The 20,745-nt window shown below is 61.1% G+C and carries 20 protein-coding genes; 10 read left to right on the forward strand and 10 right to left on the reverse strand.

Features of this window, described 5'->3' with window-relative positions; all coding sequences use genetic code 11:
* Positions 1-14 precede the first annotated feature (14 nt).
* The 4 genes from mdtD (at position 15) to yccS (ending at position 7,172) form a co-directional block, all read left to right on the forward strand.
* Positions 15-1,445 (forward strand): multidrug transporter subunit MdtD, encoded by a 1,431-nt coding sequence (mdtD, locus tag ACL9RJ_RS32355; protein WP_017128322.1) that lies wholly within the window; start codon positions 15-17, stop codon positions 1,443-1,445.
* Positions 1,446-1,713: 268 nt separating this feature from the next.
* Positions 1,714-3,051: an ATP-dependent RNA helicase DbpA gene (gene dbpA, locus ACL9RJ_RS32360; RefSeq protein ID WP_256260496.1), complete on the forward strand. Its 1,338-nt coding sequence runs from the start codon at positions 1,714-1,716 to the stop codon at positions 3,049-3,051.
* Positions 3,052-3,299: 248 nt separating this feature from the next.
* On the forward strand, positions 3,300-4,478 hold the full coding sequence (locus ACL9RJ_RS32365) for an NAD(P)/FAD-dependent oxidoreductase (RefSeq protein ID WP_042936364.1): 1,179 nt from the start codon (positions 3,300-3,302) through the stop codon (positions 4,476-4,478).
* Between the two features lie 501 nt (positions 4,479-4,979).
* On the forward strand, positions 4,980-7,172 hold the full coding sequence (gene yccS, locus ACL9RJ_RS32370) for a YccS family putative transporter (protein WP_017128320.1): 2,193 nt from the start codon (positions 4,980-4,982) through the stop codon (positions 7,170-7,172).
* Between the two features lie 120 nt (positions 7,173-7,292).
* On the opposite strand, the gene ACL9RJ_RS32375 is transcribed toward yccS, so the two are convergent.
* The gene (locus ACL9RJ_RS32375; RefSeq protein WP_177084756.1) at positions 7,293-8,030 is read right to left on the reverse strand and encodes a substrate-binding periplasmic protein; all 738 of its coding nucleotides are present in this window, start codon (positions 8,028-8,030) and stop codon (positions 7,293-7,295) included.
* Positions 8,031-8,326: 296 nt separating this feature from the next.
* Here ACL9RJ_RS32375 and ACL9RJ_RS32380 point away from each other — a divergent pair, with 296 nt between their 5' ends.
* A complete protein-coding gene (locus ACL9RJ_RS32380; RefSeq protein WP_177107828.1) occupies positions 8,327-8,779 on the forward strand; it encodes a GNAT family N-acetyltransferase in 453 nt (150 codons plus the stop codon).
* A 6-nt stretch (positions 8,780-8,785) separates the two neighbouring features.
* Here the strand turns inward: ACL9RJ_RS32380 and ACL9RJ_RS32385 are convergent, their stop codons facing one another.
* From ACL9RJ_RS32385 to ACL9RJ_RS32395, 3 genes are read right to left on the reverse strand one after another with little or no spacing between them, the layout of a single operon-like run.
* A complete protein-coding gene (locus ACL9RJ_RS32385) occupies positions 8,786-9,082 on the reverse strand; it encodes a winged helix-turn-helix domain-containing protein (protein WP_017128317.1) in 297 nt (98 codons plus the stop codon).
* Between the two features lie 21 nt (positions 9,083-9,103).
* Positions 9,104-9,616 (reverse strand): M48 family metallopeptidase, encoded by a 513-nt coding sequence (locus tag ACL9RJ_RS32390; RefSeq protein ID WP_017128316.1) that lies wholly within the window; start codon positions 9,614-9,616, stop codon positions 9,104-9,106.
* A gap of 45 nt (positions 9,617-9,661) precedes the next feature.
* Positions 9,662-11,785, reverse strand: a complete 2,124-nt coding sequence (locus ACL9RJ_RS32395; RefSeq protein ID WP_212810230.1) for a putative bifunctional diguanylate cyclase/phosphodiesterase — start codon at positions 11,783-11,785, stop codon at positions 9,662-9,664.
* A gap of 246 nt (positions 11,786-12,031) precedes the next feature.
* Between ACL9RJ_RS32395 and ACL9RJ_RS32400 the strand changes: the two genes are divergently transcribed.
* Both ACL9RJ_RS32400 and ACL9RJ_RS32405 read left to right on the forward strand, forming a co-directional pair.
* On the forward strand, positions 12,032-12,706 hold the full coding sequence (locus tag ACL9RJ_RS32400) for a polysaccharide lyase family 7 protein (RefSeq protein ID WP_017128314.1): 675 nt from the start codon (positions 12,032-12,034) through the stop codon (positions 12,704-12,706).
* A 251-nt stretch (positions 12,707-12,957) separates the two neighbouring features.
* The gene (locus tag ACL9RJ_RS32405; RefSeq protein ID WP_017128313.1) at positions 12,958-13,629 is read left to right on the forward strand and encodes a polysaccharide lyase family 7 protein; all 672 of its coding nucleotides are present in this window, start codon (positions 12,958-12,960) and stop codon (positions 13,627-13,629) included.
* A 158-nt stretch (positions 13,630-13,787) separates the two neighbouring features.
* On the opposite strand, the gene ACL9RJ_RS32410 is transcribed toward ACL9RJ_RS32405, so the two are convergent.
* Positions 13,788-14,039: a hypothetical protein gene (locus ACL9RJ_RS32410; protein WP_042936382.1), complete on the reverse strand. Its 252-nt coding sequence runs from the start codon at positions 14,037-14,039 to the stop codon at positions 13,788-13,790.
* A gap of 347 nt (positions 14,040-14,386) precedes the next feature.
* Here ACL9RJ_RS32410 and ACL9RJ_RS32415 point away from each other — a divergent pair, with 347 nt between their 5' ends.
* The 3 genes from ACL9RJ_RS32415 (at position 14,387) to ACL9RJ_RS32425 (ending at position 16,232) form a co-directional block, all read left to right on the forward strand.
* Positions 14,387-14,914, forward strand: coding sequence for an RICIN domain-containing protein (locus ACL9RJ_RS32415; RefSeq protein WP_017128311.1), 528 nt, complete (start codon positions 14,387-14,389; stop codon positions 14,912-14,914).
* Between the two features lie 303 nt (positions 14,915-15,217).
* Positions 15,218-15,742 carry an RICIN domain-containing protein gene (locus tag ACL9RJ_RS32420; RefSeq protein ID WP_146049157.1) on the forward strand — a complete coding sequence of 175 codons (525 nt, stop codon included), beginning with the start codon at positions 15,218-15,220 and terminating at the stop codon, positions 15,740-15,742.
* A gap of 151 nt (positions 15,743-15,893) precedes the next feature.
* On the forward strand, positions 15,894-16,232 hold the full coding sequence (locus ACL9RJ_RS32425) for a YceK/YidQ family lipoprotein (RefSeq protein ID WP_017128309.1): 339 nt from the start codon (positions 15,894-15,896) through the stop codon (positions 16,230-16,232).
* A gap of 62 nt (positions 16,233-16,294) precedes the next feature.
* Here ACL9RJ_RS32425 and fba read toward each other — a convergent pair whose 3' ends face one another.
* The 5 genes from fba to epd all read right to left on the reverse strand — a co-directional run bounded on the left by fba (position 16,295) and on the right by epd (position 20,323).
* Positions 16,295-17,359, reverse strand: coding sequence for a class II fructose-bisphosphate aldolase (gene fba, locus ACL9RJ_RS32430; protein WP_010444835.1), 1,065 nt, complete (start codon positions 17,357-17,359; stop codon positions 16,295-16,297).
* A 79-nt stretch (positions 17,360-17,438) separates the two neighbouring features.
* Positions 17,439-17,777 (reverse strand): MliC family protein, encoded by a 339-nt coding sequence (locus tag ACL9RJ_RS32435; protein ID WP_017128308.1) that lies wholly within the window; start codon positions 17,775-17,777, stop codon positions 17,439-17,441.
* A 58-nt stretch (positions 17,778-17,835) separates the two neighbouring features.
* On the reverse strand, positions 17,836-18,060 hold the full coding sequence (locus tag ACL9RJ_RS32440) for a hypothetical protein (protein ID WP_103032708.1): 225 nt from the start codon (positions 18,058-18,060) through the stop codon (positions 17,836-17,838).
* Between the two features lie 32 nt (positions 18,061-18,092).
* The gene (locus tag ACL9RJ_RS32445; protein ID WP_017128306.1) at positions 18,093-19,256 is read right to left on the reverse strand and encodes a phosphoglycerate kinase; all 1,164 of its coding nucleotides are present in this window, start codon (positions 19,254-19,256) and stop codon (positions 18,093-18,095) included.
* A gap of 17 nt (positions 19,257-19,273) precedes the next feature.
* Positions 19,274-20,323, reverse strand: a complete 1,050-nt coding sequence (epd, locus tag ACL9RJ_RS32450) for an erythrose-4-phosphate dehydrogenase (protein WP_042936359.1) — start codon at positions 20,321-20,323, stop codon at positions 19,274-19,276.
* Positions 20,324-20,745 lie beyond the last annotated feature (422 nt).

Genomic DNA, 20,745 nt, shown 5'->3' on the forward strand with positions numbered 1-20,745 from the left:
ACAAAGAGCTGCCCATGCCCAACCGCGCCCCTCTTGATGCAACGACCGCTCGCTGGCTGCCCTGGGTGGTGGCCATCGCCTTCTTCATGCAATCCCTCGACGGGACCATCCTCAACACCGCCCTGCCGTCCATGGCCCTCGACCTGGCGGAAAACCCGCTGCGCATGCAGGGCGTGGTGATTGCCTACATGCTCACCGTGGCATTGCTGATCCCGGCCTCGGGGTGGATTTCCGACCGGTTCGGCACCAAGCGGGTGTTCTTCTGCGCGATCCTGCTGTTCAGCATCGGCTCGCTGCTGTGCGCCCTGTCGAGTTCGCTGAACATGCTGGTGGGTGCGCGGGTGATCCAGGGCCTCGGCGGCTCGCTGATGCTGCCGGTCGGCAGGCTGGTGGTGCTGCGTGCCTATCCGCGCTCGGAACTGGTGCGGATCATGGGTTTCATCACTATCCCCGGCCTGCTCGGGCCGCTGATCGGCCCGACCATGGGCGGCTGGATGGTGCAGTTTCTGACCTGGCACTGGATCTTCCTGATCAACCTGCCGGTGGGCCTGGTCGGTTGTTATGCCGTGTGGAAATTCATCCCCGACCTGCGCGGCAGCGAGCGTACGCGCTTCGACGGCATCGGCTTCCTGCTGTTCGGCGCGGCGATGCTGCTGATCACCATCGCCATGGAGGGCCTGGGCGAGCTGCAACTGCCGCACCTGCGGGTGATGTTGCTGCTGTTTGCCGGACTCGCCTGCCTGGCCGCCTACTGGCTGCGCGCCGGGCATATCGACAATCCGTTGTTCGCACCCTCGCTGTTCAAGACCCGGACGTTCGCCGTGGGCATCCTCGGCAATCTATTCGCGCGCCTGGGCAGCGGCGCCCTGCCGTTCCTGGTGCCGTTGCTGCTGCAGGTGGCCCTGGGTTACTCGCCGTCCCAGGCCGGGATGAGCATGCTGCCCCTGGCGGCGGCGGCGATGTTCGCCAAGTCGATTGCCCGGCCGCTGATCGAGCGCCTGGGCTACCGCATCGTGCTGACCGGCAACACCCTGGCGCTGGGCATCATGCTCGCGGCCATGGGCCTGGTCACCGAACACACGCCGTATCCGTTGCTGCTGGGCATGCTGGCGATTGCCGGGGCGATCAACTCGCTGCAATTCACCGCGATGAACACCGTGACCCTGATCGACCTCGACGACAAGGCCGCCAGCAGCGGCAACAGCCTGCTGTCGGTGGTCGCGCAATTGTCCCTGAGCCTCGGCGTCGCCTGTGCCGGCGCCCTGCTCGGCGGCTTTACCGCGGCCATCGGCAACGACGGCGTGGACACGGTGCTCGGTGCCTTCCAGCTGACCTTCCTGACCGTGGGCATCATGGCGATGCTGGCGGCGGCGATCTTCCTGCAACTGTCGCCCCAGGACGGGCGGCGGACCCGGGAAGTCCAGGAACAGCATATCGAGCACTAAGTGCTCCCCCTGTGGGAGCCGGCTTGCTGGCGATGAACGCTGACGCGGTGTGTCTGATAGACCGCGTCGCCTGAATCGCCAGCAAGCCAGCTCCTACAGTTCAAGGCTCGCGCCTGAAAAGACAGCACTGCCAGTATTTGGCTACTTTTCGTCCAGAATTTGCAGCGTCGCCAGCCGGGGCTGATACACTGCGCGACATTTTGTTTTGCAGGCCAGTCCCGTGACCACCATCGCCACCGCTTTTAACTCCTTGCCCCTGTCCGCCGCCATGCTGGCTAACCTCGACTCCCTCGGTTATGCCCAGATGACGCCGATCCAGGCGCAGAGCTTGCCGGTGATTCTCAAGGGCATGGACCTGATCGCCCAGGCCAAGACCGGCAGCGGCAAGACCGCCGCCTTCGGCATCGGCCTGCTGAACCCGATCAACCCGCGCTTCTACGGTTGCCAGGCGCTGGTGATCTGTCCGACCCGCGAGCTCGCCGACCAGGTTGCCAAGGAAATCCGCCGCCTGGCCCGCGCCGAAGACAATATCAAGGTGCTGACCCTCTGCGGCGGCGTGGCCCTGGGCCCGCAGATCGCCTCCCTGGAACACGGCACGCACATCATCGTCGGCACTCCGGGACGCATCCAGCAACACCTGCGCAAGGGTTCGCTGGTCCTGCACGGCCTCAACACCCTGGTGCTCGACGAAGCCGACCGCATGCTCGACATGGGTTTCTACGACGCCATCGAGGAAATCATCGCCCAGCTCCCCGAGCGCCGGCAGACCCTGCTGTTTTCCGCCACCTACCCGGTGAGCATCAAGCAACTGGCGTCCAAGTTCATGCGCAACCCGCAGCAGGTCAAGGCCGAGGCGATGCACGCCGACAGCCAGATCGAGCAGCGCTTCTACGAGATTTCCCCGGAAGAGCGCATGGAGGCGGTGGTCAAGGTACTCAACCATTTCCGTCCGACGTCCTGTGTCGCGTTCTGCTTCACCAAGCAGCAGGTCCAGGAAACCGTCGACGCCCTGACCGCCAAGGGCATGTCCGCCGTCGCCCTGCACGGCGACCTGGAACAGCGCGACCGTGACCAGGTCCTGGCGATGTTCGCCAACCGCAGCATCTCGGTGCTGGTGGCGACCGATGTCGCGGCGCGCGGCCTGGATATCGATGCCCTGGACATGGTGATCAACGTCGAGCTGGCGCGCGACTCGGAAATGCATATCCACCGCGTCGGCCGCACCGGCCGGGCTGGCGAGACCGGCCTGGCCATCAGCCTGGTAGCGCCTTCCGAGAGCCTGCGCGCGCGGGCCATCGAAGAAGTGCAGAAGTCGCCGTTGAACTGGGACCAGCTCGACACCCTCAAGTCTCAGGGCGGCGGTCCGCTGCTGCCGGCCATGAGCACCCTGTGCATCGCCGCCGGCCGCAAGGACAAGGTACGTCCGGGGGATATCCTCGGCGCCCTGACCGGCGACGCCGGGATTCCTGGCGCCCAGGTCGGCAAGATCGCGATTTTCGACTTCCAGGCCTATGTGGCGGTGGAACGCGGTGTCGCCAAGCAGGCGCTGCAGCGTCTGAACGACGGCAAGATCAAGGGCCGCTCGCTGCGCGTGCGGATTCTCTGATTTCCCATGCTGGATGTGACGCAGAGCGTCACGGGATACATTCCCACGCAGAGCGTGGGAACGATCGTAATATCAAGGGCCAGCTCGGTCCCCACAATGGTCGCGCAAACGCCAGAGTCCTGTAGGAGCCGGCTTGCTGACGATGAACGATAACGCGGTGTACCTGCAACACCGCGTCGCCGGAATCGCCAGCAAGCCGGCTCCTACAAAAAACCGCGCCCGGCTGAAAAACAAATGAGGACATCGTTGTGCCCGCTACTGAAGTTGTGATCATCGGCGCCGGTGCCGCCGGCCTGATGTGCGCCTTTACCGCCGCCGCCCGCGGACGCCAGGTGATGCTGATCGACCATGCCAACAAGGCCGGGAAGAAAATCCTGATGTCCGGTGGCGGTCGCTGCAACTTCACCAACATGTACAGCGAACCCGGCAATTTCCTCTCGCAGAACCCGCACTTCTGCAAGTCGGCCCTGGCCCGCTACACCCAGTGGGATTTCATCGCGATGGTGGCCAGGCACGGCGTGCCCTATCACGAGAAAAAACTCGGCCAGCTGTTCTGCGACAACAAGTCCAGCGACATCCTCGGCATGCTCCTGGACGAATGCGACCAGGCCGGCGTCAGCCTGCACCTGGACACCGCAATCCAGCACATCGAGAAACTCGAAAGCGGCTACCTGCTGCAAACCACCCTCGGCCAGGTCACCTGCCAGTCCCTGGTGATCGCCACCGGCGGCCTGTCGATCCCGACCCTCGGCGCCACCGGGTTCGGCTACCAGGTGGCCAGGCAGTTCGGCCACCAGGTGTTACCGACCCGCGCCGGCCTGGTACCGTTCACCATTACCGATCAACTCAAGGAATTGTGCGGCGAGTTGTCCGGGACCTCGGTGGATTGCCTGGTGAGCTGCAACGACCAGGGCTTCCGGGAAAATATCCTGTTCACCCACCGCGGCCTCAGTGGTCCGGCGATCCTGCAGATTTCCTCGTTCTGGCAATCCGGCGACACCGTGCACATCAACCTGCTGCCCGATCACGACGCGCTGGACTGGCTGCAACAGCAGCAGGCCGAACGGCCCAACAGCGAGCTGAAAACCCTGCTCGGCGAGCTGTTCACCAAGAAGATGGCCAACCTGCTGGCCGAGCACTGGTTCGTCTCCAAGCCCATGAAACAGTACACCCCGGCGGAACTGGCCGAGGTCGCGGGCAAGCTCGGCGACTGGCAGGTGGTCCCCGCCGGCACCGAAGGCTATCGCACCGCCGAAGTCACCCTCGGTGGCGTCGATACCCGCGAAGTCTCGTCGAAGACCATGGAGTCGCTGAAAAGCCCCGGCCTGTACTTTATCGGCGAAGTGCTGGACGTCAGCGGCCATCTCGGCGGCTTCAACTTCCAGTGGGCCTGGGCTTCAGGGTACGCGGCGGCGCAATTCGCCTGACCTTTGCGCGCGTTTCGGATACACCGCGTTATCGTTCATCGCCAGCAAGCCGGCTCCCACAGGTTCGGTGTCGATTGCAGGCTGTGTGCACAGCGCGGACTATTGTGGGGGCTGGCAAGTCGGCTCCCACAGATTCTGTGCCGATTGCAGGTTGTGTACACAGCGCGGACTATTGTGGGGGCTAGCAAGCCGGCTCCCACAGGTTCGGCGTCGATTGCAGGCTGTGTGCACAACACGGACATTGTGGGGGCTGGCAAGCCGGCTCCCACAGGTTCAGTGTCGATTGCAGGTTGTGTGCACAACACGGACTATTGTGGGAGCCGGCTTGCTGGCGATGACGTCCGCACAGGCGAACACAAGGCACAATGGACTTCCGCAACATTGATTGCGGGCGCATCAACGATCACGGAACAAATTTTGCTGTAGACCGATGTGGCGTCATCACAATGCCGTCCGTCTACCCATCATTCAGATCAACCGCTGGCAGGCTCTCTCACCTTCATGGCATCGACCTCGTTCAACCAGTCCCTGCGCCGTCTCTGGGCGCTGGACAAATTCAGCTATAGCGTTCGGGTGTTCATCGCCCTGACCGGCATCATGACCCTGTGCTGGTTCCAGAACGAAATGAAGTTGCTGATCCCGCTGTTCCTCGGGGTCATCGCCAGCGCCCTGGCCGAGACCGACGACAGTTGGCAGGGCCGTCTCAATGCGCTGGCAGTGACGCTGGTGTGTTTCAGCGTCGCGGCCTTCTCGGTCGAACTGCTGTTCCCCTACCCGGTGGTGTTCGTCGTCGCCATGGCCCTGGCGGCCTTCGGCTTGACCATGCTCGGAGCCCTGGGCGAACGCTACGGGGCGATTGCCTCGGCAACCCTGATTCTTTCGGTCTACACCATGATCGGCGTGGACCAGCGCGGCGGCGAAGTCAGCGATCTCTGGCACGAGCCCCTGCTGCTGGTGGCCGGGGCCGGCTGGTACGGCGTGCTCTCGGTGCTGTGGCAAGCGCTGTTTTCCAACCAGCCGGTGCAGCAGAGCCTGGCGAAGCTGTTCCGTGAGCTGGGCCTCTACCTCAAGCTCAAGTCGTCGCTGTTCGAACCGATCCGGCAGATGGACGTCGAGGCCCGGCGCCTGGAACTGGCCCGGCAGAACGGCAAGGTGGTCGCGGCGCTGAACACCGCCAAGGAAATCATCCTGCACCGGGTCGGCAACGGTCGACCGGGGTCGAAGGTCAGCCGCTACCTGAAGCTGTATTTCCTCGCCCAGGATATCCACGAACGCGCCAGTTCTTCGCACTATCCATACAACGCCCTGGCCGAGGCCTTTTTCCACAGCGATGTGCTGTTCCGCTGCCAGCGCCTGTTGCGCCAGCAGGGCAAGGCCTGCCGAGCACTCGCGGAGTCGATCCAGCTGCGCCAGCCGTTCGTCTATGACGCCAGCTTCGCCGAGGCCCTGGGCGACCTGCACGCCTCGATGGAACACCTGCGCATCCAGAGCAATCCGGCCTGGCGCGGCCTGTTGCGTTCGCTGCGGGCCCTGGCCGCCAACCTCAGCACCCTGGACCGTCTGCTCAGCGACGCCAGCAACCCCGACAGCCTGGCCGACGCCACCGACAGCAGCCTGCTGGACCGCTCGCCGCGCAACTTCAAGGATGTGCTGACACGTCTGCGTACCCAGCTGACCCCGACCTCGCTGCTGTTCCGCCACGCCCTGCGCCTGCCGCTGGCCTTGAGCGTCGGCTATGGCATGGTGCACCTGGTGCATCCGTCCCAGGGCTACTGGATCATCCTCACCACGCTGTTCGTCTGCCAGCCGAACTACGGCGCCACACGGCGCAAGCTGGGCCAGCGGATCATCGGCACGGCCATCGGCCTGACCGCCGCCTGGGCGCTGTTCGACCTGTTCCCGAGCCCGTTGATCCAGGCCATGTTCACCATCGTCGCGGGGGTGACCTTCTTTATCAACCGCACCACCCGCTACACCCTGGCGACCGCCGCCATGACCCTGACGGTGCTGTTCTGCTTCAACCAGGTGGGTGACGGCTACGGCCTGTTCCTGCCACGCCTGATGGATACCCTGCTCGGCGCCCTGATCGCCGGCCTGGCGGTCTTCCTGTTCCTGCCGGACTGGCAGGGGCGGCGCCTGAACAAGGTGCTGGCCAACACCCTGAGCTGCAACAGCCTGTACCTGCGCCAGATCATGCAGCAGTACGCCCACGGCAAGAGCGACGACCTGGCCTACCGCCTGGCCCGGCGCAACGCACACAACGCCGACGCAGCGCTGTCGACCACCCTGGCGAACATGTTGATGGAGCCGGGGCATTTCCGTAAGGAAGCCGACGTGGGTTTCCGTTTCCTGGTGCTCTCGCACACCTTGCTCAGCTACCTCTCGGGGCTGGGGGCGCATCGGGAAAACCAGCTGCCGACTGAAGTCCGCGAGCATCTGATCAACGGTGCCGGGGCGACCCTCGCCGCCAGCATCGAGCAGATTGCCATCGGGCTGGCGAACAAGACGCCCATCGAGATCCAGAGCGATACCGAGGAAGCCCTGGCGAACGAACTGGAGCAGATGCCGGACGAGACCGACGAGATACAGCGCCTGGTGCAGACGCAACTGGCATTGATCTGTCGCCAGTTGGGGCCGTTGCGCACGCTGGCGGCGCACCTGATCAAGGGCCCGGAAGAAAACACCGAATCTTGAAAACGCCCCGCTCCCCTGCAGGAGCTGGCTTGTCGGGACGCCGCATCGCAGCGATGAGGCCCTCAAGACCGCCAAAAGCTTCGCTGGCAAGCCGGCTCCTGCAAGGTTTCGCGAAGGTGGTTACATCCCATGCAGCTTGAGCAGGCGCTCGTAACTGCCGTCCGCCTTCATCGCGGCGATCTCGCGGTCGAAACCGGCGACGATCCGTTCATGCTCCGGGTTCTTCAGGCTGACCAGGATATGCAGGCTGTTCTCGCTCAACGGCTTGGGCAGGAACTCCACCGCATTGCGCACCCGCGGCGTTTCGCTTTTCAGGTAGTAACGCGCCACATACTCGTCTTCCAGGGTCAGCTTCACCCGGTCCGCCGCCAGCATGCGCACGGCCATGGCGAAGTTGTGCACCGGGACCTTCTGCAACTGGGCGTCCGCCTCGAAGTCGGCGGAATAGGCGTAGTCGCGCACCACGGCAATCGGAAAGTCATGCAGCTGCGGCAAGGTGTCGTAGGTGATCGGTGAATCCTTGCGCTTGAGAAAACGCACGCGGTTGAGCAGGTACTCGTCGGAGAACTGCCCCAGCAAGGTCCTGTCCTTGGTGTACCAGGCATTGATCAGCACGTCATAGCGCCCTTCGCCGACCCCTTTCAGGGCGCGCGCCCAGGGCACCTGCTCGAAGTCGCTGGCATAACCGGCACGGGCCAGGGCCGTGCTGACGATATCGGTCGCCAGGCCGCCATTGACCAGGGTCGCATCGGTGAACGGCGGCCAGGCGTCGGCTACCAAGCGCAATTTTTCTGCGGTAGCGCTCTGTGCCAGCAGCAGCAATCCAAGCAAAGCAAAAGCTCGATGCAATCGCGACATGCCAAAGATCCTTAGCGGGCGGGTCTGCCCTGCAGAGTGAACCGAAGCCCAGGGGCCGGGCGAAAGCAAGTGGCCATCTCCCAGCTCCTAACATTAGCTCATTGGCGCCGTGGCAAACGCCCTGCAAAGCAGATTACACAAAGATGACGAGGCCGAGCAAAATGAATGATGGCAACTAGCCTTCGTTCACAAAAAATTACCCGACTGGCGATCCACGCAAAGCCGGGAGTCGCGGTTGGCTCGGCGAGGCAACCCGCTTAGTATCGGTAGCGGATATCTGAATCAGGATGAGGCACATGACAATCGACTGGATCTGCAAACATCACAGCGACCTGGGCAAGGAGCAGCTCTACACCATCCTGCAACTGCGTACCGAGGTCTTCGTGGTCGAGCAGAAATGCCCCTACCAGGAAGTCGACGGCCGCGACCTGGAAGGCGACACCTGTCATCTGATGGGTTGGCGCGACGACCGGCTGGCCGCCTACCTGCGCCTGCTCGACCCGGTATCGCAGGGCGGTGACGTGGTGATCGGGCGGGTAGTGATTGCACCGGAGGCGCGCGGCCTCGGGCTGGGCCACGAGTTGATGGCGCAGGCACTCAGGCACGCCGAAAAGCTGTGGCCGGAACAGCCGATCTACCTCTCGGCCCAGGCGCATCTGCAGGGCTACTACGGACGCTACGGCTTCGAGGCCGTGGGCGAGGCGTATCTGGAGGATGACATCCCGCACATCGGCATGCGCAAGGCCTGAAACCGATCAGGGATAGCCCAGCACCTGCCTGATCGATGCCAGGTTGCGCTCGATCCAGGTCTTGTCGATCGCCCCCCAGCCATGGATCCGGTAGTGCCCGGCATGGTTGCGGGCGCCTTCCTCCTGCTCGAACTCGCAGAGGATATCCAGGTCGGCCAGGGCCACGATGGTGTCCTGGGCGGTGCGTCGCGGCATGCCGGTCGCCTCGGTCAGCGCCGGGACGCTGCTGGCCACCCCGCTGTCGATCAGCCAGGCCACATACAGGCGGCGATAGAAACTGCTCTTGGTCTTGCTGACGTCCATCCGAAATTCCTTGTCGCTCGCTTAATCGGCCACGGCGGCCTTGCCCTGCATGTCCCGCCAGGTCAGATAGACCCGCAGGTCGAATTCCAACTGGTGATACCCCGGCTGCATGTATTCGCACAGCTGGTAGAACGCCTTGTTGTGATCGCTTTCCTTGAGGTGTGCCAGTTCGTGCACCACGATCATCCGGAGAAACTCCGGTGCCGCCTCCTTGAACAGCGAGGCGATGCGAATCTCCTTCTTGGCCTTGAGCTTGCCGCCCTGCACCCGCGAGATCGCGGTATGCAGGCCAAGGGCGCGATGGGTCAGGTCCAGGCGATTATCGAACAGTACCTTGTCGATGGCCGGGGCATTGCGCAGGTGCTCCTGCTTCAGGGCCAGGGCATAGCCGTACAGCGCCTTGTCGCTCTGCACGCCATGTCGCCCGGGATAGCGCTGGTTCAGGTAGGTGCCCAGCTGGTCCCCGGCAATCATCTGGCGCACCTGGTCCTGCAAGGACGTGGGATAGGCCTGAAGGTATTTCAGCGCAGTCATGGAAGGCCGTTACGTACATCGAAGAAGGTCACCAGTGTAGCGAATTCAACCCGTCAGTGCGCTCCAGTCGAATGTCGGGCCGAAGCCGGTGGCATCCCTGGCGGTCAGCGGACGGGCCACCAGGAAGCCCTGGATAAAGGGACAGCCATTGGCCTTGAGCCACTGCGACTGCTCCAGGGTCTCCACCCCTTCGGCGATCACCAGCAGGCCGAACTGCTGGCAGAGCTCGATCACGCTGCGCGCCAGCGCCGCGTCCCGCGGCGAATCGAGAATCTTGGCGATCAGGTGACGGTCGAGCTTGAGGGTGTCCAACTCAAGGTCGCGCAGGTGGTTCAGCGAACAATGACCGGAGCCGAAGTCATCCAGGGCGACCCGCATGCCCAGTGCGCGAACGCGCCGCAGCTGTTTGCACGAGGCCTCGAAATCGTGCATCAGCGCCGCCTCGGTGACCTCGACCTCCAACTGGCTGGGGCGCAGGTCGTGACGTTCGATCACCTCCTGCAACTCGTCGACCAGGTTCGGCATGCAGAACTGGGTGGAACTCAGGCTGACACTGAGCACCAGTTCATCGGCGAACACACCATTCCAGGCATGGCGCTGGGTCGCCGCCTGGCGATAGATCCAGCTGCCCAGGCGGCTGATCAGGCGGACTTCTTCCAGCAGCGGCAGGAACAGCCCCGGCGGCACGTCACCGACACTGGGATGGTGCCAGCGCAACAAGGCCTCGAAGCCGCGCAGACGACCGTCCGCGAGGGACACCTGGGGCTGATAGACCATCTTGAATTCCTTGCTCTCGATGGCCGAACGGACGCTTTCCTCGAGCATCAGCCGCGAGCGGGCCCGCCCGTTCATTTCATGGTCGTAGTAGCGATATTGCTGGCGCCCGGCGCGCTTGGCCTCGTACATCGCAATGTCCGCGGCCCGCAACAGGCCATCGAGGTTGGCACCGCAATCGGGGTAGGTGGCGATTCCGATGCTGACCCCCAGGGTCATGTCCAGGCCATCGATCTGCTGGCGGATCGACACCCGCTCGATCAGTCTTTCCGCGAGTTTCGCCGCCTGCTCCGGGCGCTCCAGATCGAGCAAGGTGGTGAATTCGTCGCCGCCCATGCGCGCCAGGATATCGAAGGGCTTGAGACAGGCCTTCAACTGCTCCGAGACCCAGCGCAGCACCCGGTCGCCGGCCTCGTGCCCAAGGGAGTCGTTGACCCGCTTGAAGCCGTCGAGGTCGAGATACATCAACACCAGCGACTTGTGGCTGTGATCGCTGCGCAACAGGGTGTTTTCCGCGGTCTGGTAAAAGCCCCGGCGGTTGAGCAGGCCGGTCAGCGGGTCGGTCACCGCCTGGAACTCCAGTTGCTGATGCAGATGGTGCACCACCGACATGTCGAGCACGGTGACCACCATCGCCCGCTGGTCAGACGGCAAAGGCGCGCAGGACATGGCCACCGGCAATGATTCGCCGGCAGTGGTGCGCAGTTGGGCGTCATGCAGGCGATAGATCTCCCCCTTGCGATAACCCTCGTGCAACGGGCAGCCCGGCCAATCGGGAAAGTGTGGGTACTGCAGGAAGTTCAGGAAAGGCATGCCGATCAACAGTTCCAGCGGAGCGTTGAGCAGACGGGAAATCGCCGGGTTGGCAAAACGGATGCTGCCATCGTCATTGACCACCAGAATGCCTTCCGCGGCATTCTCCAGCACCGAGGCATTGAAGGCCCGGGCCGCTTCCAGGTCGCGGGTCAGTTGCTGCAGGGACCGGCGGTTGCGCTGTTGCTCCAGCAACGCCTGGACCTTGGGCTTGAGGATATCCGGGTTGAAGGGCTTGAACAGATAATCCACCGCGCCGCTGGCATAACCCTTGATGACGGCATCCTGGGACTGCTCGTTGGCGGTGAGGAAAATGATCGGGGTCAGGCGCGTACGCTGGCTACCACGCATCAGACGGGCGACTTCGAAGCCGTCCATGCCAGGCATCTGCACATCCAGCAATACCAGGTCGATCTCGTGTTCCAGCAGCAGCGTCAGCGCTTCGATACCGGACGCCGCAGTAACCACCTGCCAGTCCTGCCGTTCCAGTAATGCTCGCATGCTGATCAGGTTTTCAGGATAGTCATCGACCACCAAAAGGACAGAACTGCTTTCACCAGCCTTAAGTTGCGCGCAATCCATGCTGCTTCTCTATGTTCGGGGAACTCCACCGGTGGTCATACGGAAAACCGGACTATGGACAAGGACAACTCTAGTCCGGGTTTGCGCAAAGAGTAGTGACCATTACGCCATCATCCTTGGCGAGCGCCGATATCCCGACTAACGGTCGATGAAACTGATCGCGGCATTCAGCCGGCCGACAGTTGCCCGGCGTCGCCAAGGCTTATAACAGAGGCTCTCAAAACCACACGAGCCAAGACTGTGAGCATGATCGACCTGTCGACCTGGGAACTGACCATCCCCGAGGGCACGCCCGCCACCCGTATCGGTACCCAGGCCCTGGCCCGGGGCTTCAGCGATGAGTATTTCCACGCCGACAGCGGCAGCCTGTTTTTCTGGGCTCCGGTCACCGGTACATTGACGCCCAACACCCACTACCCGCGCACCGAACTCCGCGAGACCAGCGCCGACGGACGCCTGCGCAACTGGGCCTACCGCGACGCCGACAACAGCCTGCACGCCAACCTGGCGGTGAACCAGGTGCCTTCCAGCGGCAGTATCGTGATCGGCCAGATCCACGTCGACCACGACAGCAAACCGCTGCTCAAGCTCGAATACCGCTACAAGGCCGCCAGCCATACCGGTTCGATCGTCGCCCAGGTCCGCGCGGACGATCCGCAGGCGAAGAACGGAGCCCTGGTGGTCATCGCCCGCAATGTCCAACTCGACCAGCACTTTTCCTACAACATCCACCTCACGCCCAACGGCACGCTGAGCCTCAGCGCCGCCGACGGACACTGGGAAACCCCTCTCAATCCGGCCTGGGCCAACAAGCAGCTGTACTTCAAGGCCGGGGTCTATGTGCAGGACAACCATGGCGGCGCCAATGAAGGCGGTCGTGCGACCTTCTACGAGCTGGCGATCAAGCACACGCCGGCCTGATTCCCGCCGCCCAGCGGTAATAGCACCTTGCCAACCCGACCAACGGCTATCGGCGCAAGCCGAAGCCTGGCGGGGCCTTGTGCATTTCGTCGGCACTTTGACGTCAACCGTTCGCCGGTTTGACGTTAACAAACTATCGTTCAACCCGTATAAAGAGCGCCCAAAGCCCCAGGCTAAAGCAGTTTGTCTGATTTTTGCCAGACGACATGCCTATGCCCGTGCGTCGTACGTTTTACACGGGAGACTCCCCCATGATCGACCTGACGACCTGGAACCTCAGCGTGCCTGTCGGCACCCCTCCGGCGACCATCGACACCCCCAAACTGGTAGAGGGTTTCAAGGACCAGTACTTTCATTCAGACACCGGCACCTTGTTCTTCTGGTCGCCCGTGACCGGCTCCAAGACCGAGAATGCCATCTACCCCCGCAGCGAGCTGCGCGAGACCTACCCCGACGGACGCCTGCGCAACTGGCTCTACAGTGAAGCCAACAATTACCTGCGCGCGACCCTGGCGGTGAACCAGGTACCGTCGTCGGGCAAGATCGTCATCGGCCAGATCCACGCGTACAACAGCACCCAACCCATGCTCAAGGTCGAATACCAGTACAAGGACTGGCGCAAGACCGGAATCATCGTGGTGAAGATCCGCAACCATCCGGACGACGAAGAGAGCCGGGTCATCCAGATTGCCGACGACGTCCCGCTGGACAAGAGCTTCACCTACGTGATCCACCTGAGCCGCGGCGGCTACCTGAGCGTGCGCGCCGCCGACGCCGCCTGGAACACCCAGATCAGCACCACCTGGCGCGACAAGCCGCTGTATTTCAAGGCCGGGGTCTATGTGCAGGACAACACCGGGTACACCAGTGAAGGCGGGATGGTGACGTTCTACAAGCTGGATATCGATCACGAGAAAGGTTGAGGGCCTGTTCTCCGGCCCCGCCGCCAACGGCCCCGAACTTCAAATCGGGGCGGGAAACGGCAAAGTGCCGGGATAAACGCCCACTGACTACTATCAGAAATGACCGTCCATTAGTCTTTATCAAACTATCGGAGAATTTTGAAATAACCGTTATCCGTTCATGGATAGAACAACGAGGATTTTCGGTATTTTGCAATAGGGTCGATCTGCTCGATCTCATCAAACTTCAACGTTCGGTACAACCCGCTTTCGGCGCAGTAGACAAGCATCCGTGTGCTCCAATCGATACTGCACAGCTCGCCTCGTTCACAAGCGGGCTGATCGCCGGCGACACGCCTTGTCACGTTGATCTTCTGGCGAAACTTGAAGTATCTCAAATAATTCGGATCGCTTTCGTCCTCTTCGCTCATGGCACAGGGCTCCACTATGAATGAGGTTTCATCGTGGAACATTTCGCCATCGTTATACCACTGTCATAATTGACAGTTCTTTATATTATTTATCACTACCTGCCAGCTTACATAATTCTACAGATTCATAAAAAATTATTTTATGCATTAAAGCTCTATTCCCTATTATAAAACGATCTACAAACCTGTCATTTCTGACAGTAGACCGACTTGCGCAATCTGACCAACATCCTCGATAGCGGACCATGAGAGGATTTTTCCTGAAGTTCGGGCCTGCACGGTGCCCTTCGGAACACGTTCCATTCAGTGGGTATCACATGCCCATTGAAACGTTCAAGGAAATAATCATGAAAGAGAAATCCACAGCTCAGCAGGGCGAACCCTCTAAACAAAACGCCCAAAGCGCCCCAGGCCCGGCGCGAAGAATCGAACCTGGCGTCTATAAAATCTATACAGCTCTGCTTTCATTGCCTCAGAAACTGGTTTCCGTCTCTCCAATCGAAAACAGTGACCGATCTCACAACGTATATTTATTTCATGACACTTACGAAGGCGATTCAAAGTGGGAAATTTTTTCAACCCAGCACCACGAGCGGGAATACCATATATCTAACCAGGGCATCCACGCAATACTGCGAGCCCACGACGGCAATGTCCTCACTGTCCCGCGGCCAGACATCGATGGAAAATCAAGCATAGCCTGGTATTTCAGGGACGCTGGCAAAGAAACCGGCATTGATCTTTTCTACCTGGAAAACAAACTCACCAGGAATTTTGCAACCGTGAAAGATCACAGCACGGAAGACAGAACCAATATTATTGAAAGTCCTTATTTCGGAGCGACAAGCCAAAAATTCATACTGGTCAAATTATGAAAAATCCAAAGTTTTCATAAACACGGAAAATTTTACCATCTATCTTCAACCTATATACAAAGACAATTACACCACTACAACCAATTCACTCTACGAGCCAATTAAAACAGAACCATAAAAGACCACCTGCAAACCTGCAATTTGTAACAAAAGGCCGGCCTGCATAACCTGAGCAATATATTCGATAGCGAACCATGAGATAAATTATTTTCTGGAGTTCAGGCCTGCAAGCTACCTTATGGGAAAGCCTCTTTACCCAGCAGGCATCCTAACTCCACTGCGCAACGGCCAAGGACAATACTCATGAAAGATAAATCGACGCCTCATCAGAGCGATTCCTCTGAAAAAAAACCCCGGAGCACCCCAGGTCCGGTGGTAAGAATCGAACCAGGCATCTATAAAATCTACACGGCTCTGCCTTCATCATCCCCGAAATTATTTCAAGTCTCTTCAGTCGAAGACAACGAGGGATCGCAAAACGTCCATCTATCTCGAGACCAGGATTACCCCGAATCGAAGTGGAAAGTCTCTAATACATCAGAAGAACTTTCGTACGTGCTTTTAAACCAAGGATACTTCCGGGCACTCGAGGCCAAAAACGGTGAAATCTTTGCTTCAACGATTCCAGCCAGCAGCTCAAGACCAGGCCACTTATGGCGTTTCAAATACGCAGGCAATGAAGGTGGAATTGATCTTTTTTACCTGGAAAATAAGTACACTAGAAATCTAGCATGCGTGCAAGATCACAGCACTGAGGATAATACCAATATTATCGAATGTTCTTATTCCGGAAGGATGAATCAAAAATTCATATTGGTAAAGTTATAAAACTTCAAAGTTACCGTAGACTGCATGGGCGGTGTGATGAGCCAGGACAACCGCAACCCGCACAGGATCGGCAACACCTGTACATAAATATTGCTTACCAGGCGCATAAAACCCTCCATTAGACTACCGGCCCCTGCTAATGGAGCCATGGATGACAAGCACCCGCCACGCATTGCTCGCAGCCACCCTGGGACTGTCGCTCTCGGGTTGCGGAACGATCAATACCGTCTTTCGCGGTGATGATGTCACCCGCCGCAATCTCAAGGAATGGAACACCCATTGTGCTGCCGTTCCCCGTGTTTACAGCGGAGTGTTTTACAACCTGTGCGTGCTGCATGGTCCATCCCAGGTGGTGGAGCAGGCTCCCGACGCACCGGCCCTTACGCCGTTCCAGTTCGTGGACCTCATACCTTCCGGCATTCTGGATACCCTGGCGCTGCCCTATACCCTTTACCGACAGAGCAGGGATGGCAGTATCGATCTCCCCTGAGAAGCGGTTGAACGCCCATGAAAAAACCGCCTTTCGGCGGTTTTTTTTCAACACGGACGGTCTCAGTTGACCTTGGCGTTCAACTCACCTTTCAGGTAACGCTGGAACATCGCTTCCAGGGAGATCGGCTTGATCTTCGAAGCGTTGCCGGCGGTGCCGAAAGCCTCGTAACGGGCGATGCACACGTCACGCATGGCGGTCACGGTGGCACCGAAGAACTTGCGCGGGTCGAACTCGCTCGGGTTGGTGGCCATCAGGCGACGCATGGCACCGGTGGACGCCAGGCGCAGGTCGGTGTCGATGTTGACCTTGCGCACGCCGTGCTTGATGCCCTCGACGATTTCCTCGACCGGCACGCCATAGGTTTCCTTGATGTCGCCGCCGTACTGGTTGATGATCGCCAGCCACTCCTGCGGCACCGAAGACGAACCGTGCATCACCAGGTGGGTGTTGGGGATGCGCTTGTGGATTTCCTTGATACGGTCGATCGCCAGCACGTCACCGGTAGGCGGCTTGGTGAACTTGTAGGCGCCGTGGCTGGTGCCGATGGCGATGGCCAGGGCGTCGACCTGGGTCTTCTTGACGAAGTCCGCGGCCTCTTCAGGATCGGTCAGCATCTGGCTGTGGTCGAGCACGCCTTCGGCGCCGATGCCGTCTTCTTCACCGGCCATGCCGGTTTCCAGCGACCCCAGGCAACCCAGCTCGCCTTCAACCGAAACGCCACAGGCGTGGGCCATGGCCACGGTCTGTTGGGTAACGCGGACGTTGTACTCGTAGTCGGTCGGGGTCTTGCCGTCTTCGCCGAGGGAGCCGTCCATCATCACCGAGCTGAAACCCAGCTGGATGGAGCGCTGGCAGACGTCCGGGCTGGTGCCGTGGTCCTGGTGCATGCACACCGGGATATGCGGGAACTCTTCGATCGCGGCCAGGATCAGGTGCCGCAGGAACGGTGCGCCAGCGTATTTGCGGGCACCGGCCGAAGCCTGGACGATCACCGGGGAGTCAGTCTTGTCAGCGGCTTCCATGATGGCGCGCATCTGCTCAAGGTTGTTGACGTTGAAAGCTGGAACGCCGTAGCCGTATTCGGCTGCGTGGTCCAGCATCTGGCGCATGCTGATAAGTGCCATTGTGTGTGTCTCTCCCGGACGAGGGTCGTTAATCGTGCAAGCCTGCCGGAGCGGCGGCTGCTATTCAAGTTATTACCGATCAGGGCGCCTTGCAGGCCCGACCGATCAAATCGTTGGTGGCGACCCAGTAAACCAGGCCTTCATCACCTTTTTTGTGAAACGCCAACATGTTGTCGCTATACAGCACACCGCTGTCGACGGCGCCGACTTCGGGTTTCAGGCGATACACCTGGTCCGCGCCGCCAAGGCGCACGTCGACCGACTTCTGCGCGCTGTCGGCATAACGCCAGAGCACCTCGGCCTGGCTGTCACAGACCCAACGGGTCCAGTTGTCCGCCGACGACGTCGACGAGGACAGGTTGAAGCCGGCGCAACCGCCGAGCAGAGCCAGTGAAGCAAGGGCGATAAAGCCTTTCATGCCGGTTCCTCGACTGACGGCCCTGGCCGCCAGTACTGCCTGTAGTGAATCTGACCCGTCAAGGACAACCCTGTTCCCGGGTCCCGGACGATGTGTCGTATTTTTCCAGTCCGTCCGGCCCCAGGCGCTTGTTCAGCACCGGTGCGGTTTCCGCCTGCCAGTCGGCCTGATCGCAACCCTTGCCGGCCGCCGGAGCGGCCTCGCTCGTCGCCCCGGCCCCGGGCTTGCCGGCACAACCGCCCAGCACGCCCGCCAGGATCAGCAACATCAATGGCCTGACCATATGAAAACTCCCTTTCAAAGGCCAATGCCACCTCAGGCCTTGGCGCGGGTTTCCAGCACTTCCACGGCAGGCAGGACCTTGCCCTCGACGAATTCGAGGAACGCACCGCCACCGGTAGAAATGTAGGAGATATCCGAAGCAACACCATATTTGTCGATGGCCGCCAGGGTGTCGCCACCACCGGCAATGGAGAATGCCGCGCTTTCGGCAATGGCCTGGGCCAGCACCTTGGTGCCGTTGCCGAACTGATCGAATTCGAAAACGCCCACCGGACCGTTCCACAGGATGGTCTGGGACGACTTCAGCAGTTCGGCGAAATTCGCCGCGGTCTGCGGACCGATATCCAGGATCATGTCGTCGGCCGCCACATCGGCGATCAGCTTGACGGTGGCGGCTGCGCTTTCGGCGAATTCCTTGGCAACGACCACGTCGACCGGCAGCGGCACGTTGACCTTGGCGGCGATGGCGCGGGCGGTATCCAGCAGGTCAGGCTCGTAGAGCGACTTGCCCACCGGATGACCGGCAGCGGCCAGGAAGGTGTTGGCGATGCCGCCGCCCACGATCAGCAGGTCGCAGATCTGGCTCAGGCTGTTCAGCACATCGAGTTTGGTCGAAACCTTGGAGCCGGCGACGATGGCGGCCATCGGCTTGGCCGGCGCGCCCAGGGCCTTGCCCAGCGCATCAAGTTCGGCGGCCAGCAGCGGGCCGGCCGCGGCGACCTTGGCAAACCGGGCCACGCCGTGGGTCGAACCCTCGGCACGGTGCGCGGTACCGAAGGCGTCCATCACGAACACGTCGCAGAGCGCCGCATATTTCTGCGCCAGCTCGTCGGCGTTCTTTTTCTCGCCCTTGTTGAAGCGCACGTTCTCGAACAGCACGATGTCGCCGGCCTTGACCTCGACACCGTCCAGGTAATCGGCCACCAGCGGCACGTCACGGCCCAGGGCCTTGCTCAGGTAGTCGGCGACCGGCTTGAGGCTGTTCTCGGCCGAGAACTCGCCTTCGGTCGGACGGCCCAGGTGCGAGCAGATCATGACTGCCGCGCCTTTTTCCAGGGCCAGCTTGATGGTCGGCAGCGAGGCCAGGATACGCGCATCGCTGGTGACAACACCGTCCTTGACGGGGACGTTGAGGTCTTCGCGGATCAGTACGCGCTTACCTTGCAGATCGAGGTCGGTCATCTTCAACACGGTCATGGGTCGCAATCTCTGGTTTACGGTTTTTGGTGAACCACGTTCAGGTAATGCCCTGCAACGTCGATCATTCGGTTGGCAAAGCCCCATTCGTTGTCGAACCAGGCCAGCACGTTCACCAGCCTCGGGCCGGAAACGCGGGTCTGACTCGCATCGACAATCGCCGAATGGGGGTCATGGTTGAAATCACAGCTGGCGTGGGGCAACTCGGTGTAGGCCAGCAGGCCCTTGAGCGGACCGCTGGTGGCAGCCTCGCGCAGGATCCGGTTGACCTCAGTCGCATCGGTGTCGCTGACAGTCTGCAGGGTGATATCCAGGCAAGACACGTTCACCGTCGGCACCCGTACCGCTTTGGCCTGGATTCGTCCGGCAAGTTCCGGCAGCAGGCGTTCGATACCCCGCGCGAGACCGGTGGACACCGGGATCACCGACTGGAACGCCGAGCGCGTGCGGCGCAGGTCTTCGGCGTGGTAGGCATCGATCACCGGCTGGTCGTTCATCGCCGAATGAATGGTGGTGATGGACACGTACTCCAGGCCGATGGCCTGGTCCAGCAGGCGCAGCAGCGGTACACCGCAGTTGGTGGTGCAGGAGGCGTTGGACACCAGCAACTCGTCGCCGGTCAGGCAATCCTGGTTGACACCATAGACGATGGTGGCGTCGACATCGGTCTCGCTGGCCATCGGCTGGGAAAACAGCACCCGAGGCGCGCCGGCGGCGAGGAAGCGCTCGCCATCCTCGCGGGTGTGGTAGGCGCCGGAACACTCCAGCACCAGGTCGACGTCCAGCGCGGCCCAGTCGATCTCTTCGGGAGTGGCACTGCGCAGGACTTTCACGCAATGGCCATTGATATGCAGACAATCGTCCTCGACCCGCACTTCGCCGGGGAACCGGCCGTGGGTGGAGTCGAAACGTGTCAGGTACTCGAGGCTGGCCAGGTCGGCCAGGTCGTTCAATGCAACGATCTCAAATCCGGCCTGCGCGCCCCGCTCGAACAATGCACGCAGGACACAACGACCGATCCGGCCGTAGCCGTTGAGTGCAACTCTGTAGGGACGCGGTTGGGGCATGGGGATCTCGCCGAAGCTTGGGTATCAGGCAACCCTGCCGAGGCATGGGTTTTGTGGAAACGGGCTCGCGGGTAAAGCTGAAATGACTGTGCCGCCCGACCGGACGCCTTCGCGGGCAAGCCCGCTCCCACAGTATCCGTGCCTGGCCAGGAATCCGTGGCACGACACCGAACCCGTGGGAGCGGGCTTGCCCCCTCCTACAATATCCGTGCCTGGCCAGGAATCCGTGGCACGACATCGAACCCGTGGGAGCAGGCTTGCTCACTCCTACAATATCCGTGTCCGACCAGGAATCCATGGCACGACATCAGAACCGTGGGAGCGGGCTTGCCCGCGAAGAGGCCAGAGCAAGCGCAGTCACTCTCGAACTCAGTCTTCCAGCAGTTCCTCAGCCTGACCCAGGATGTTCTCCAGGGTGAAGC

The organism is Pseudomonas sp. Mn2068, from assembly GCF_049319725.1.
Lineage (GTDB): Bacteria > Pseudomonadota > Gammaproteobacteria > Pseudomonadales > Pseudomonadaceae > Aquipseudomonas > Aquipseudomonas gingeri.

Coding starts and splice junctions, on each gene's coding strand:
- mdtD (WP_017128322.1), top strand. CDS start 15: ATGCCCAACCGCGCCCCTCTTGATGCAACGACCGCTCGCTGGCTGCCC.
- dbpA (WP_256260496.1), top strand. CDS start 1,714: ATGCTGGCTAACCTCGACTCCCTCGGTTATGCCCAGATGACGCCGATC.
- yccS (WP_017128320.1), top strand. CDS start 4,980: ATGGCATCGACCTCGTTCAACCAGTCCCTGCGCCGTCTCTGGGCGCTG.
- ACL9RJ_RS32375 (WP_177084756.1), bottom strand. CDS start 8,030: ATGTCGCGATTGCATCGAGCTTTTGCTTTGCTTGGATTGCTGCTGCTG.
- ACL9RJ_RS32380 (WP_177107828.1), top strand. CDS start 8,327: ATGACAATCGACTGGATCTGCAAACATCACAGCGACCTGGGCAAGGAG.
- ACL9RJ_RS32385 (WP_017128317.1), bottom strand. CDS start 9,082: ATGGACGTCAGCAAGACCAAGAGCAGTTTCTATCGCCGCCTGTATGTG.
- ACL9RJ_RS32390 (WP_017128316.1), bottom strand. CDS start 9,616: ATGACTGCGCTGAAATACCTTCAGGCCTATCCCACGTCCTTGCAGGAC.
- ACL9RJ_RS32395 (WP_212810230.1), bottom strand. CDS start 11,785: ATGGATTGCGCGCAACTTAAGGCTGGTGAAAGCAGTTCTGTCCTTTTG.
- ACL9RJ_RS32400 (WP_017128314.1), top strand. CDS start 12,032: ATGATCGACCTGTCGACCTGGGAACTGACCATCCCCGAGGGCACGCCC.
- ACL9RJ_RS32405 (WP_017128313.1), top strand. CDS start 12,958: ATGATCGACCTGACGACCTGGAACCTCAGCGTGCCTGTCGGCACCCCT.
- ACL9RJ_RS32410 (WP_042936382.1), bottom strand. CDS start 14,039: ATGAGCGAAGAGGACGAAAGCGATCCGAATTATTTGAGATACTTCAAG.
- ACL9RJ_RS32415 (WP_017128311.1), top strand. CDS start 14,387: ATGAAAGAGAAATCCACAGCTCAGCAGGGCGAACCCTCTAAACAAAAC.
- ACL9RJ_RS32420 (WP_146049157.1), top strand. CDS start 15,218: ATGAAAGATAAATCGACGCCTCATCAGAGCGATTCCTCTGAAAAAAAA.
- ACL9RJ_RS32425 (WP_017128309.1), top strand. CDS start 15,894: ATGACAAGCACCCGCCACGCATTGCTCGCAGCCACCCTGGGACTGTCG.
- fba (WP_010444835.1), bottom strand. CDS start 17,359: ATGGCACTTATCAGCATGCGCCAGATGCTGGACCACGCAGCCGAATAC.
- ACL9RJ_RS32435 (WP_017128308.1), bottom strand. CDS start 17,777: ATGAAAGGCTTTATCGCCCTTGCTTCACTGGCTCTGCTCGGCGGTTGC.
- ACL9RJ_RS32440 (WP_103032708.1), bottom strand. CDS start 18,060: ATGGTCAGGCCATTGATGTTGCTGATCCTGGCGGGCGTGCTGGGCGGT.
- ACL9RJ_RS32445 (WP_017128306.1), bottom strand. CDS start 19,256: ATGACCGTGTTGAAGATGACCGACCTCGATCTGCAAGGTAAGCGCGTA.
- epd (WP_042936359.1), bottom strand. CDS start 20,323: ATGCCCCAACCGCGTCCCTACAGAGTTGCACTCAACGGCTACGGCCGG.